Source organism: Kitasatospora sp. NBC_00240 (genome assembly GCF_026342405.1).
In the GTDB taxonomy this organism is placed as follows: Bacteria; Actinomycetota; Actinomycetes; order Streptomycetales; family Streptomycetaceae; genus Kitasatospora.
Genome location: NZ_JAPEMU010000003.1, coordinates 120310 through 133147 on the forward strand (window position 1 = coordinate 120310; position 12838 = coordinate 133147).

General features: G+C 72.6%; 13 protein-coding genes and 1 pseudogene. All 14 read left to right on the top strand.

The genetic code is table 11. From position 1 onward, the window contains the following. The first annotated feature begins 247 nt into the window (after positions 1-247). Positions 248-862: a hypothetical protein gene (locus tag OG689_RS42165; protein ID WP_266328606.1), complete on the top strand. Its 615-nt coding sequence runs from the start codon at positions 248-250 to the stop codon at positions 860-862. Further along, positions 859-2304 carry an ATP-binding protein gene (locus tag OG689_RS42170; RefSeq protein ID WP_266328608.1) on the top strand — a complete coding sequence of 482 codons (1446 nt, stop codon included), beginning with the start codon at positions 859-861 and terminating at the stop codon, positions 2302-2304. Before OG689_RS42165 ends, OG689_RS42170 begins: the two co-directional genes overlap by 4 nt. Further along, a complete protein-coding gene (locus tag OG689_RS42175) occupies positions 2297-2728 on the top strand; it encodes a roadblock/LC7 domain-containing protein (RefSeq protein ID WP_266328610.1) in 432 nt (143 codons plus the stop codon). Before OG689_RS42170 ends, OG689_RS42175 begins: the two co-directional genes overlap by 8 nt. Positions 2729-2774: 46 nt before the next feature. Further along, entirely contained in the window at positions 2775-3104 is a 330-nt protein-coding gene (locus OG689_RS42180) for a DUF742 domain-containing protein (RefSeq protein WP_266328612.1), read from the top strand. Positions 3105-3111: 7 nt separating this feature from the next. After that, the gene (locus tag OG689_RS42185; protein ID WP_323189408.1) at positions 3112-3687 is read left to right on the top strand and encodes an ATP/GTP-binding protein; all 576 of its coding nucleotides are present in this window, start codon (positions 3112-3114) and stop codon (positions 3685-3687) included. 10 nt (positions 3688-3697) lie between these two features. Continuing rightward, the gene (locus tag OG689_RS42190) at positions 3698-4297 is read left to right on the top strand and encodes a GAF domain-containing protein (protein ID WP_266328616.1); all 600 of its coding nucleotides are present in this window, start codon (positions 3698-3700) and stop codon (positions 4295-4297) included. A gap of 105 nt (positions 4298-4402) precedes the next feature. Further along, the gene (locus tag OG689_RS42195; protein ID WP_323189409.1) at positions 4403-5749 is read left to right on the top strand and encodes an acyl-CoA dehydrogenase family protein; all 1347 of its coding nucleotides are present in this window, start codon (positions 4403-4405) and stop codon (positions 5747-5749) included. Positions 5750-5760: 11 nt separating this feature from the next. Next, positions 5761-6399, top strand: a complete 639-nt coding sequence (locus tag OG689_RS44980; protein WP_323189410.1) for a DUF5999 family protein — start codon at positions 5761-5763, stop codon at positions 6397-6399. Continuing rightward, entirely contained in the window at positions 6396-7331 is a 936-nt protein-coding gene (locus OG689_RS42205) for an SAM-dependent methyltransferase (RefSeq protein WP_266328618.1), read from the top strand. Before OG689_RS44980 ends, OG689_RS42205 begins: the two co-directional genes overlap by 4 nt. Continuing rightward, on the top strand, positions 7328-8044 hold the full coding sequence (locus tag OG689_RS42210; RefSeq protein ID WP_266328620.1) for a hypothetical protein: 717 nt from the start codon (positions 7328-7330) through the stop codon (positions 8042-8044). The genes OG689_RS42205 and OG689_RS42210 overlap by 4 nt, the downstream gene beginning before the upstream one ends. After that, complete coding sequence (locus tag OG689_RS42215) at positions 8041-8808, top strand: Scr1 family TA system antitoxin-like transcriptional regulator (RefSeq protein ID WP_266328622.1); 768 nt, start codon at positions 8041-8043, stop codon at positions 8806-8808. The genes OG689_RS42210 and OG689_RS42215 overlap by 4 nt, the downstream gene beginning before the upstream one ends. Positions 8809-8943: 135 nt before the next feature. Further along, positions 8944-10794 (top strand): annotated as a pseudogene (locus OG689_RS42220) (glycoside hydrolase family 15 protein); the annotation flags it as partial. A 332-nt stretch (positions 10795-11126) separates the two neighbouring features. Further along, positions 11127-11663 carry a hypothetical protein gene (locus tag OG689_RS42225; protein ID WP_266328624.1) on the top strand — a complete coding sequence of 179 codons (537 nt, stop codon included), beginning with the start codon at positions 11127-11129 and terminating at the stop codon, positions 11661-11663. Further along, positions 11660-12769, top strand: coding sequence for a hypothetical protein (locus OG689_RS42230; protein ID WP_266328626.1), 1110 nt, complete (start codon positions 11660-11662; stop codon positions 12767-12769). Before OG689_RS42225 ends, OG689_RS42230 begins: the two co-directional genes overlap by 4 nt. Positions 12770-12838: the final 69 nt, after the last annotated feature.

Consider the following 12838-nt stretch of genomic DNA (forward strand, 5'->3'; position numbering starts at 1 on the left):
CTTCGTCCTCCCCGGAACTGTATGGACCGCCGAGGGCGAACCACCTCGCGCGATGCGGCCGGGGCATCACGTGATGCCCGAACCGCATCAACGATGGTGCCACGTCTGTCATCGCCCGTTGACTGAGCGTCAAGAACGAAGATCCTTACCCGGCACGCAGGCTCCCCGAAGCACCTGCCCGAGCTACCCAATCACACCCGTCTCGTCGGCCACGGCGAGTTCTTCCACCACGATCCCTGGGGGGACGATGAGCAACACCTGGGTCCAGAGGGGCCGTACGCGTCGTGGCCTGCTGTCGCGTCTCGGCGGCCGGCTGCCGAGCTACCCGCCGGGCTCGCCCGGCGGCCGCCACCGGCACAGCGCGGATGCCGCTTCCGGTCCGGTCCGGGTACGGGCGACCGCCGTCCACGCCGCGGTGCCGGTGGCGGACCCTTGGCACGAGGTCACCCTCGACACCGTGCTCCGCGAGACCCTGGTCCGCCTCGCGAAGGCCGTGGAGCGCAAGGACCATGCGCTCACCCGGTCCGGCCACTACGCGGCTGGCGAGGCGGTGGTCGTGGACGCCCGTCACGCTGTCATCGAGCTGCTCGCGCTGGTCGGCGAGCACGGGTGGCCGACCCTTGCCAGGGTGGGGCGCGATGGATGCGACGCCGCGCTGGTGATCGCCTACCACGCCCGCACCGACGAGAAAACCCGGATGCTGCCCGCGCTGGCCCGGGCCGCCGCCAGCGGCGGAGTTCCGGAGTCTCACCTGGTGGACCTCAGCGTCCTGATCTCCCTCGCCTCGGGCGCAGCGCTGTACGACCCGACCGGCACCGACCTGGGTACGAGCCGCCTCGAAGCTGCGAGCACGGCGCGATGACCTCCTACGACCGGCCGGGCGGCCCGAACGGCAGCCGCCACCGCAAGGCCCCACCCTCCGGCACTCCCGCCACCGGCATGAGGTCGCGGCTGACCCGCCTGGCCCTGGTGCCCGCGGCCACGATGACGGTGCTCGGCGCGACGGCCTGCGCCGTCCCCTTGCTGACCAGCTCTCCGGTCCTGGACGCGGCGGCTCCCGCAGGGTTTGCCCTGGGGGCCGTGGTCGTCCTGGCGGCAGCCGGGCGCGCGGCCCGCACGCTGGCCCTCCAAGCGGACGCGACCAGCAACTCCCGGGAGGAGGCGGAGCAGAAGATCGCTCATCTGACCCGGCAGCTGCAGGACGCGCGGGCCGCGGCGGTACGGGCCGAGGGCGATCACCTGGTCAGTGTGCTGCTCAACCTGGCCCGGCGGATCCAGGCCCTGGTCTCCAGGGAGCTCGACGAGCTGGACGCGCTGGAGCTGGAGGTGGAGGACCCCGAGCTGCTGGCGTCACTGTTTCGGGTGGATCACCTCGTCACGCGCTCCAGGCGCCATGTGGAGAGCCTCGCGGTGCTCTGCGGCGCGGTCCCGCGACGCGCCCACGGCCCGGTGCTGCTGTCCACGGTTCTCCGCCAGGCGGTGGCCGAGATCGAGCACTACAGGCGCGTGCGGATCGTGGCCCCGGTCGAGTGCACGGTGCACGGCCACGCCGTCGCGGACGTCGTCCACCTGCTGGCCGAGCTGTTCGAGAACGCCACCAGGTTCTCGCCGCCCGACCAGCAGGTCACCGTGCGGGTCAGGGAAGCGAGCGCCGGCCTGGTGGTGGAGGTCGACGACCACGGCCTGGGGATCCCGCCGGAGCGGCTCGCCCAGGTGGAGCGCGTTCTGGCGGCCCCCGACGACGCGCCCCTGGGTGAGCAGTTGCGCGACGGTCGCATCGGTCTGCTCGTCGTCGCCCGGCTCGCCCGTCGGCACGATGTCCTGGTCCGGCTGCAGCCCAACTTCTACGGCGGAACGCAGGCTCTGGTCCTGCTGCCGTACGCCCTGCTGCAGATCGGTCCGGGGACCGCCGCCGTCACGCCTCAATTGACGCCACAGCCCGCCGTCCTCACGGCCCCGGTGACCTACCGCGCCCCGGCCGGCGCCGGAATCGCAGCGGGGCACCGCCCGCCCGGCCACCCCATCGACGCGGCACCCGCCCCAGCCGCCAGGCCGTGGCCCGCCGGTGTGCCGCAGGCCCTCCCGGCGGGCGCGCCGCCCGTTGCCGACGGCGCCAGACCCGCCCTGCCACGGCGGGTCGGCACCCACCTCGCTCCCCAGCTGTACCGGCAGCCCGCGAGCGCGGAAGACGCCGTGGTGGTGCCGGACACCGGTTTGATGGCCCGCTTCGCAGACGGTGTCCGCCGTGCCACGCCCGATCCCCTCCAAGCCCACACCTCTCTCCCCAGGAGTTTCGATGAGTGACGCCTTCCCCCGCCGGTCCACTGACCTCGACTGGCTGCTGGCCCAGTTCATCGCCGAGACCCCGAACGCCAGGTCGGCCGTGGTGGCGTCCACCGACGGCGTGCGCAAGCACACCCACGGCCTGAGCGACGATGACAGCGACCGGATCGCCGTCGTCGTCACCGGTCTCGTCTCCGTCAGCAGGGGTGTGGGCCAGCTGGCGGGCCCCGCATCGGGCCCGGTCGCCCAGGTGATCGTCCAGTTCCAGGGCTGCTACCTGTTCGTGGTCGCGGCCGGGGCCGGCACCGTGCTCGGGGTGGTCGCCGACGCCGCGGCCGATCCGGGTCAGATCGGCAACGCCATGACGCTGCTGGTCAGGAGCATCGAGCCGTTCCTCACCACGCCGGCCCGGAGCCCTCGCGCCTCCGCCGGCACCCCCGGGTGAGGTGACGATGCGCCCCGCCGACCCGGCGCCCTGGATGGTCGAGGCCGTGAGTGGCCCTCGGCCCTACGTCGTCACCGGCGGCCGTACCCACTCCACCCACGACCTCGACCTCGCCTCACTGGTCAAGGCCAGCCGGGCCGGACACGGCATGACGCTGGAGAGCGAACACGAGCACGCGTTCACGCTGTGCCTGCACGGGCCGGTGTCAGTGGCGGAGTTGGCTGCGCGGATGCGTCTTCCGGTGCAGGTCGTGAAGGTCCTGCTGTCCGACCTGCTGTCCGCGGGCGCCATGGTGCCGGCGATGCCGACTGTCACCGTCAACCCGGCCGACCCCATCCTCCTGGAGGCACTCCTTGCCGGCCTACGAGCGCTCTGACGACGCGTTGACCCCGTTGAAGATCGTCGTCGCCGGCGGCTTCGGGGTCGGCAAGACCACCATGGTCGGCGCCGTCAGCGAGATCGAACCGCTCACCACCGAGGAGACCCTGACGACCGCCAGCGCCAGCCTGGACCGCCTCGACGGCATCGACCGCAAGACGACGACCACCGTCACCATGGACTTCGGCCGGATCACCTTCCCTGCCCACGGCCTGGTGCTGCTGCTGTTCGGGACACCGGGCCAGGAGCGGTTCTGGTTCATGTGGGACGACCTCGCCAACGGCGCCGTGGGCGCGATCGTCCTCGTCGACACCCGCCGCCTCCAGGACGCCTTCTCCGCTGTCGAGTTCTTCGAGCGGCGGGCCACCCCCTTCGTCATCGCCGTCAACCAGTTCGACGGCGCCCACCGCTACACGCCGCAGGAAGTCCGCGAGGCCCTTGGCCTTCGGGCGGACACCCCGGTTTTGACCTGCGACGCCCGGTCCGTGGAGTCGGCCCGCTCGGTCCTCACCTCCTTGGTCGGCCACGCCCAGCGGCTCGCCGTCCCGCACCACCCCCTGCCGTCCGCCTCACCCGCATAGGGAACTCGCCTTGACGACATTCGACTTCGCCGCCGGCCACCAACCGCTCACCCCCGACGATCCCGACCTTGACCGCCGCCGCGCACGACTGAAGGCCCTCGGCCTCGGAGATGACCAGCCCCGTCCGGACCTCGACCGCCTTGCCCGGGAGCTCGCCCGCACGGCAGCCGACCTCGTCGGCATCACCACCGCCCCCTACGCCATGGTCAATCTCATCACCGGCCACCAGTTCTTCGCCGGACTGTACGAACCCGCCCCGGCCGCAGGCGGCGTCGGACCCCAGGCGGCCACTCCGGCGAGCAGCGTCGGGCGGGTCATGTCCCGCGACCACGGGTACTGCCCGCACACCCTCAACCGGCTCCACCCCCTGATCCTGGACGACGTGTGCGCCTCCCCGCGATTCGACTCCAACCCGGTCGCCGACCTGCTCGGCATCCGCACCTACATGGGAGCCCCGCTGGTTGACGAGGAGTCGGGCACCGTCCTGGGAACGGTGTGCGTCGTCGACACCCAGCCGCGCCCGTGGGGCCGTCCCGGGCTGGCCCTCATCAAGGACTTCCGCGACCAGGCGATGGCCCGCATCCGCCAGGCCGGCCACCACACCTGGTAGCGCCCGCCGACCATGCAAGAGCGCCGGAAGAGCGGCCCGCACGTCCACGCAGCCCCAGTCCACAGACGCTGACCGCACGACCGGCCGAAGCGAAAGGAGCACAGAGTGACCACCGACCGTCACGCAGATTTGCGCCGCACCGTGGAGGAGTTCGCCCGGCAGGAGGTCGCCCCGCGCATCGCGGCGATGGAGCACGGCCAGGCCGTGGACGCCGAACTCGCCGCTCTGATCGCCGGCCAGGGCTGGGTCGGCGCGACCATCGCCCCTTCCTGGGGCGGCATGGGCGCCGGGCACGAGGCCAAGACGGTCATCATCGAGGAACTCTCCCGCGTCAGCGGCGCAGCGGGCGCGATCGTGCAGGCGTCCCAGCTCGGCGCCGCGAAGATCATTCACTTCGGGAGCCCGGAGCAGCAGCGGACCTGGCTGCCGGCGATAGCCGCAGGGGACGTGCTGCCCACGATCGCGGTGACCGAGAGAGTATCCGGCGGTCATGTCCTCGGGATGCAGTCCACGGCCCGGCGCACCGGGAGCTCCTGGGTGCTGGACGGGGAGAAGGTGTTCGTCGGCAACTCGCACGTCGGACACTTGCACGGTGTCGTCGTCCGCACCGGCAAGGGCCCGAAGGACCTCACCGCCTTCCTCGTGGAGTCGGATCGGCCCGGTGTGTCCGTGCTGCCGCATCCGTCGGTTCTCGGGCTGCACGGGTTCAGCTTCGGCACCGTCCGCCTCGACCGGGTGAAGGTTCCGGCATCGGCCGTCGTGAGCGACGTGGGTGGCGGCCTGGCGGTCGCCTACTCCTCCAGCGTGCTCTACGGGCGCCCGAACCTGACGGCGGTGGCCCTCGGCCTGCACCGCGCCGTCGTCGAACGCGCCGTCACCGAAGCTACCAACCGCACCCGCTACGGCGGACACCTCGGTGACCTCGCGGTGGTCCAGCACAAGATCGGCCAGATGGCGTCGAGGCTCGCCGCCGCCCGCGCCCTCGCCTACGGGGCTGCCGCCATGCTCGACCGCGGGCAGCCCTGCGACGGCGAGCTGATGGCAGCCAAACACCAGGGCATCGAGTTGCTACTGGACTCCGTGCGCCAGGCCATGGAGATCCATGCGGCCGCCGGACTCGACGCCGCTGGCGAGATGGCCCGGCTGATGCGGGACAGCTGGTGCATCAACCCCCCCGGCCGGGACCGGCGACATACAGGTACACCGCCTGGCCGAGCAACTCCTCCACCCGGGACGCCACCTGGACTGGTCGCAACGACTGGCCGGCGCCCTGCGCCTGCCGCCGGCTGCGGAGGACCACGTCGATGCGGTCCGGACCCGCATCTCCTGAACCGTCTCATGACGACGAGCCCGCCCGGTACCTGGCTGCGGCCACACCGTCCTACTTCTGCCGTACCCAACGCAGTGGGCGACCTCGCGCCCGATCCGCCCCGATGCCACCCGACCGCCTAACCGGAGCACCCGTGCCAACAACCGACCTCTTCAGCGCCCCGCCCGCGGCAGCGGGCCCCGCCTGGCCCATCGCCGTTCTGGTCGGCCGCCGGCTGGCTGCCACCGCCGCGCAGGAGGACCGCGACGGCCGGCCGGTCGCGGTCACCCGGTACGAGGACGGATCCTGGACGGCCGTCCACGGCCCCGGTCACCCGCCGCTCGCCCTGCTCGCAGCGGGCGCCGTCCCAGAAGGCCTCGCCCTGTTCGGCTCCCTCACCGTAGCCGGGCAGGAAGTGGAGGCCGTCGAAAGCCGCGGCCCGGAGTGGGTCGCTCGCGCCTGTCATTGGAACGGCTACGCCCTCGTCGTTATGTGCCCCGCCGACGACCCGAGGATCCCGCACCTCGCCCCGATCCTGGTCGCCGCGCCCGCCAGCGCACCCAGCCCGTGCACACCCGATCCGGAGAGCGCCGTGACCTGCACCCACAGACCAAAATGCCCCGCATCCGAGGAGCCCGACGCCGGTGCCGCCGCGATCATCGCCAGCCACCCTGGTCAGGGCTGGTGTGTTAACGGCGTCCTGCTCTTCGACGACACCGGTGCGGTACTGCCCGACGGGCACGTCCAGCCGCCCGCGGGTATGGGCGCGCGCCGTTCGGAGAGTGCCGCATGACCCGACCCGGCAAGACCCGCCCCGAGGCCGTACGCCGGCCGGCCGGCCATGCCCCGGCGCCGCGATCGGCCGGCATCGTACAGATCGAGGAACCGCTGCGGGAAACCGTCGCCCCGGCCGAGCCGTGGAACAGCCCATGGGACTGGCCGTGGCTGCCCCAGGCCGCCGCCGCGCAGCTGCGCACGGACGTCGCCGCCTCGGCCCGGGTCACGAGCGTGGTCCTTGGCGGAAAGGACCACGTCGGCATCGACCGGGACGTCGCCCACCGCCTGCTCGAGGCCGACCCCGACTGGGCAGGGACCGCCGAGTCCGCCAGACGGGCCGTACTCGGCATGGCGGCCGCGGTTGCCGGCCTGGGCGTCGGCCAGTTCGTGGACCTGGGCTGTGGCCTGGCCACCGGAACGTCCGACAGCGCCCTCGCGCCGCTGCACACTGCTGTCCTTGCGGCCCGCCCTGCCGCACGCATCCTGTACGCGGACCAGGACCCGATGGTGCTGGCCCACGCCCGAGCCCTTCTTCGGATCCCCGCGCCCGCATCCGTCGGGCACCTGCAGGTCGATCTCGCCGACCCCGCCGCACTCCTGGCGGCGCTGCGCGAGGAGACGAACCTGGAATGGAGCAGCCCGGTGGCGGCGGTCCTGTCCGACGTCCTCCACGAGCTGACGGACACCCAAGCCCGTCGACTGCTGGCGACGCTGCTCGAGGGCCTGCCGCCCGGCAGCGTCCTGCTGCTCACCCACCGGGCCCCGGGCACGGGCGGGAGCGCAGTGGCGCTCGCCGACGCACACACCGAGGCGGGTCTGGCGTGGCACCCGCGCAACGACGAGCAGGTCGCAGCCGTGACCGGTGGCTGGCAGCCCCTGCCACAGGTCGGTCCCGTTCGGTGCGCCGGCTTCACCACCGCGGTCCTCACCAACAGGCGGCCCGCATGACCGCCACCAGCACGGCCGTCCCCGGCACGAACGATGCGAAGCCGACGGCTGCCGCCCGCGTAGCGGGCCCCCAGGTGCCGACGGTCACCCGCTGGAGCGGCGAACTGCTCGACCCGAGCCTGATCGTCGACACCGGCCCGGACGGCGCCCGGCTGGCCTACCGGGAGGAGACACAGGCCGACCGTGTGAACGGCGTGCTGGTGCTGCGCTTCACCGGCAAACCGGGCCAGGGCCAGCCGCTTTGGAACGCCAGCCACCCGGGCCGTCAAACCCGAGCGATGGGCGGCTTGCTGTGCCGCGTGTGCGGGGCGCCGGCCGATCGGACCGAGGACGGTGTGCTGTGGCTGCTCCCTCACCCCACAACACCGGGCGGGCGGCGGCGCACCCTGGACCCCTGCTGGCCGGAGGGCGCGGTCGTCGAGCACCCGCCGATCTGCGCCCCGCACGCCCTCTCTTCTCCGCGCCTGTGCCGTGCACTGGACGGCGCGCTGCTCCTACGGGTGGCCAACGCCCCCGTGTACGGCTTGGCGGGCCTGCGCTTCGACACCGGGGAGGGCGGACCGCAAGCGCCAGTGCGTGGGCAGTTCGCCCTCGATTCGGCGGAGCTGCGCTGGGTGGCTGCCACCCACCTGCTGCGCACCCTCACCGGCTGCACCCGCATGTCCGAGGAGCACCTGCGCGTCGAACTCGCCCGCCGCGGGGAGGAACGGTGACTCGTACCCAGGTGGGCGCGGCGGCCCGCGTCGCAGAGCTGTGGTTGCACGGCCTCGCGGACGCCCCGGTGGCGCCGCAGCACATCGAGGACCTTGCGGACCGGGCGGGCCTGCCCGCCGGGCACCCAGACCGGCGCGCGTTCCTCGCGATGGCCGACCACGGTCACAAACGAGCATCAAGGACGCGGGCGGTGGCCGTCGACACCGGTGAGGGGCGACAGGACCGGTTGCAGGCACTGGCCGGGCACGCCGTACGGGTGCGCTCGGCAGGCACGCTGGTGCCGTGCGGGCTGCGTACCGCCCGGTACGCGGGCCTTATCGGGGCCACCGAAGCCGGTAGCCGCCTTGCCCCGCCGTGCGGGAGCCGGGTCAAGCACCGGGGGCAGGTGGCGCTGGACGAGTCCGCCCTCCACCAGTCCTACGGCAACCCAGCAGTGGTCGCCGACCAGTTCGGCAGCCTGACCGTAATGGCCCACGCCGGGCAGCTGAGCGTCACGATCGTGCCGACCCGCAACCCTCGTCACGCGGTGTGCGTCACCCACCTCGCGTTCGCGGACGGCGGGCAGCCCCTGATCGCCGTGGAGCACCCCGAGCGAGTTGCCTACCTCCTTCCGGAGAGCGGTCTCGGGCTGCGGGCAAGGGCCGTTCTTCGCCGCTGGCTTGGACAAGGGCAGGGTCCGGCCGACTCCATGCGTCAGCTGATGGTGGCCCGCAGCGTCCTCGGATCGGTGCGACAGCGGCCTACCACCGGGCCCGGCCCCTGACCTACTGGTGCACCTTCCCGAACGCCACGACCACCCCGAGCTTTCCACCACCCACCCTTGAGACCAGGACGACCCATGCCCACCATCCCCACCCAGGCCGCTACCCCCGCTTCGCCCGACTGCGCGAGCACCGACCTGCCCGCCTGGCGGAGCCCGCGCCTGGAAGACCTCGCCCACCTTGGTGACCTGCGCGCGAGCGTCCACATCGACCCGCACGGCCGTGTGCTGTGGGGCGCCGGGCCCCGCCCCGACTCCCCGGCCGTCTTCGCCGCACTTCTCGGGACCCCCGCCCACGGCCACTGGAGCGTGCAGCCCGCCACCGGGCCGACACTGGCCGTGCGGCACACCTACGACCCAGACGGCGCCCCCGTGCTGGTGCAGGAGTGGGCGACGGAGGGCGGCCGGCTGCGGGTGACCAGCTTCATGCCGCCCTACACCGCCAGTGACACGGCGGGGCCGCGGCTGATCCGGATCGCCGAAGCACTCGAAGGGCAGGTGCAGGTCCGCTCGGTGCTGGCGCCGCGCCCCGACTACGGCGCGACCGTGCCGCTGATGGCTGCCGGCCCCGACCGGGAAGGCACCCACCGCCGCTTCGTCGCCTCGGCCGGCCCGGCCGCACTGGTGCTGGACGTCCGCCACCCCGCCGCCGCGGGCGTAAACGAGGAACCGACCCGGGTTGCCGCCGCCACCGCGGTCACCGACCTGGTCCTGCGGCAGGGCGAGCAGCTCACCCTCAGTCTGACCTGGAGCGGGGAACAGCACAGCGGCCAGCCGCTTCCCGACCCGCGCGCCGAACTGGCGCGCACCCGCGCGTTCTGGACCGCCTGGACGACGACCCTCATCGCGCGCGGCCCATACGCGCGCGAGGCCATCGCTGCGGCGGTGCAGATCAAGGCCCTCACCTACGCCCCGACCGGAGCGATCATCGCCGCCCCCACCACCTCCCTGCCCGAGGAAGTCGGCGGCGAACGTAACTGGGACTACCGCTACTGCTGGCCGCGCGACGCCGCCCTCATGTGCATGAGCTTGCTACGCCTGGGCCGCACGGCCGAGGTGGAGGACTGGCTCCGCTGGCTGGCCCGCGCGGTCGGCGCCGACGCCCGGCAGATGCGCGTGATCTACCGGGTCGACGGGACGCACGACCTCACGGAGCAGACCCTGAACCACCTGCCCGGCTACGCGAACTCGACGCCGGTACGCATCGGCAACGGCGCCGCCGGCCAGCTGCAGCTCGACGTGTACGGCGAGGTCCTCGACCTGATCTGGCACGCCCACCAGGCGGGAATCCACCTCACCAGGCCGGTCACCGCACTGTGGACGCAGTTGGTCACCCACCTGGAAGAGCTGTGGGAGCAGCCGGACGCCGGGATCTGGGAGGTCCGCGGCCCGCAGCGTCACTTCGTCCACTCGAAGGTGATGTGCTGGGTGGCGCTCGACCGGGCAGTTCGCCTGGCCCAGGCCGGTGCCGCCAGCGTGCCGCAGGAGACCGTCGCCCGGTGGGCCGCCACCCGCGACGCCGTCCACGCCCAGGTCTGCGAGCAGGGATACGACAGCGAGCGCAACACGTTCACCCAGTACTACGACGGCGCAGACCTGGACGCCGCGCTGCTGCTGATTCCCCGGATCGGGTTCCTGCCGCCGGACGACAAGCGGGTGATCGGCACCATAGAGGCCATCCAGCGTGAGCTCACCACCACCGGCGGGTTCCTCCTGCGCTACCCGGGTGCCGGCCGCCACGGCGAGCACCAGGTCGACGGCCTGGCCGGGCACGAAGGCGCGTTCCTGCTCTGCGGATTCTGGGAGGTCGACGCCCTGGCGATGATCGGCCGCCGCAAGGAGGCCATCACGCGATACGAGCGCCTCCTCGCCCTGCGCGGCACCACCGGGCTGCTGGCCGAGGAATGGGACTCAACCGCCGGACGCCTGCTCGGCAACCTGCCCCAGGGCTTCACACTCGCCGCGCTGGCCGACACTGCTCTGCTGCTTGCCGACCTGACGACCAGGCCCACTCTGCCCAGTGTGGGATCCCGTTCGGCGTGTCCAGATCTCATTTCCAATGTCCACGCAGGGGCGGAATCGACACCGGTCCGGGAGCCCGCAGGTGAAACGTCTGCTTCCGCCCCCGGCGCAGTGCGCGGACCGAAGAAGTGGACACGGCAGTGGGACGAAGGCCTGCGGACAGCTGGTGGATCAGCTGTGGAATCTGCTGGTCCGAGCGATGCCGGTGGACAGCCCGATGCGGAACCTACACCCAGCCAGCGGACCCCGGCCGACGCCAAGACGGGCGTGGGCGCCACCCACCAGGTCGTGGCGCTGTCATGACCTGCACCACCCACACCCCGGCCGCCGACGTTCCCCCGTCCCTGCCCGCGCTGCCCGCCCTCGACAAGGACAGCTGGCAGCTGGTGCGCTTCGTCCTGACACCGGGCCGGCTCAAGGACCGCGCTCAGCTGGTCGGTCTGACTTCCGCGCAAATCGCGGGCGCCGCCAACCGGGTGTGCGACCTGCTAGGCGCGCTGCACCTGCCGCAGGCCGGCGCGATGGTCGCCGCACACCGCCGATTCACCAGCGCGGACCTCGCCTTGCCCAACCTGCGCGGCCCGCTGCACCTGGCGCCTCGCCGACGGCGCGCACTGGAACTGCTGATCTCCGGGCTGGAGGAGGAACAGATCGCCGAGCGCCTTGAGGTGTCGCGGGACACCGCCCGGGGCTACCTCACCGACGTGGTGGCCGAGCTCGGAGGCCCCCGCCGGCCCCAGGCGGCGTTCACCGCGATCGCCTCCGGCACCCTGGCCCTGTCGGCGATCTCCCCGCTCTACCCGGACGTACGACTGGCCCCCGGAGCAACTCAATGACGGACAACCCGACGACGGTCGAACCGGACAGGGCCGACACCGCGCACTACCGCATCCGCGCCGCGCTGCTTCTTCTCACCCCTGAGGGCCGGATCGTGCTCGTACCGACGCCCTCGCCGGACGGCAGCACGCGCCCGGCACTGCCCGGCGGGATCGTCCCCACCGGCGTTGTGCCCAAGACGGTGGCCGCCCGACGCACTGCCGAAGCGACGAACCTGATCGGGCTGACGGCCGGTCGGCAGCTGGCCGTCTCGCTTCAGCCGGGCGGCGCCGGTCAGGTGGGCGAGGCCCTGATCGTCCACGACCACCCTGTACTCAGCGGTGCGCAGGTCGCGGCACTCACGGCCGATGCCGGCAACCGGGCCACCGCCGTGCTGGTCGCGCCTTGGGAGCTGGAGAGGAGCATTCCGGGCGAGGCACGGGAGATCCTGGCCGCGCTGGCCGCCCGGATCGAGGACATCACAGCGTTCCTGGAGTACGGGCACCCCACGATGGCCGCCGAGGTGGACCTGCCCCGTCTCCTCGCTACCCCGCCCAGGCCAACCGTGGGCACCTGGTGTCCCGGCCCCGCAGCCGATGCACACACCGTCACCGGTGTCGGCGGCTGGCTACTGACCCCGGACGGGCGGGCCGTGCTGGTTCACGACCCTGCCACCGGCCACGCCCGCCTGCCAGGCGGACCGGTCGACAGCACCGATCCGACAACTGCCCTCACCCGTGCGGGCGCTCTGCTCGGACTCCACATCGACCCGGTCCGAACCAGGCTCCTCGGCCATCACCACAGCGAAGCCCGGATCGCCACCGTCGTCACCCACATTGGAGCGCAGCCCAAGCAACCCGGCCCGACCCGCCTCGCACGGATCCTGGCCACCCCTGCGCAGGTACAGGAGCTGTGTCCGGGGCAGGTGGCCGACCGTGAGTTGGAAGCGCTGGTGAGCGCTGCAGCCCAGCTGGAAGTGCCGACAGCCCTGCGGCGCCCCGTCACGCTGGTGCCCAACATCGGCATCATGCCGGGGAGGGGGGCTCGTAGCCTCAGCGGTGACGGGCCGCCCGGAGCGGCGGTCGTGAACAGTCCCGACGCCGCCCAGCGCAACCGGGCGGGGTAAGGCAGGTGGCCGATTCCCTTCAGGGGGCCGCCGTGCTGGACGCCCGCGACCTCCGAGTCGTGGCGCTCG

Bases quoted from the DNA above. Each gene is read 5' to 3' on its own strand.
- OG689_RS42165 (WP_266328606.1), top strand. From the start codon at position 248: ATGAGCAACACCTGGGTCCAGAGGGGCCGTACGCGTCGTGGCCTGCTG.
- OG689_RS42170 (WP_266328608.1), top strand. From the start codon at position 859: ATGACCTCCTACGACCGGCCGGGCGGCCCGAACGGCAGCCGCCACCGC.
- OG689_RS42175 (WP_266328610.1), top strand. From the start codon at position 2,297: ATGAGTGACGCCTTCCCCCGCCGGTCCACTGACCTCGACTGGCTGCTG.
- OG689_RS42205 (WP_266328618.1), top strand. From the start codon at position 6,396: ATGACCCGACCCGGCAAGACCCGCCCCGAGGCCGTACGCCGGCCGGCC.
- OG689_RS42210 (WP_266328620.1), top strand. From the start codon at position 7,328: ATGACCGCCACCAGCACGGCCGTCCCCGGCACGAACGATGCGAAGCCG.
- OG689_RS42225 (WP_266328624.1), top strand. From the start codon at position 11,127: ATGACCTGCACCACCCACACCCCGGCCGCCGACGTTCCCCCGTCCCTG.
- OG689_RS42230 (WP_266328626.1), top strand. From the start codon at position 11,660: ATGACGGACAACCCGACGACGGTCGAACCGGACAGGGCCGACACCGCG.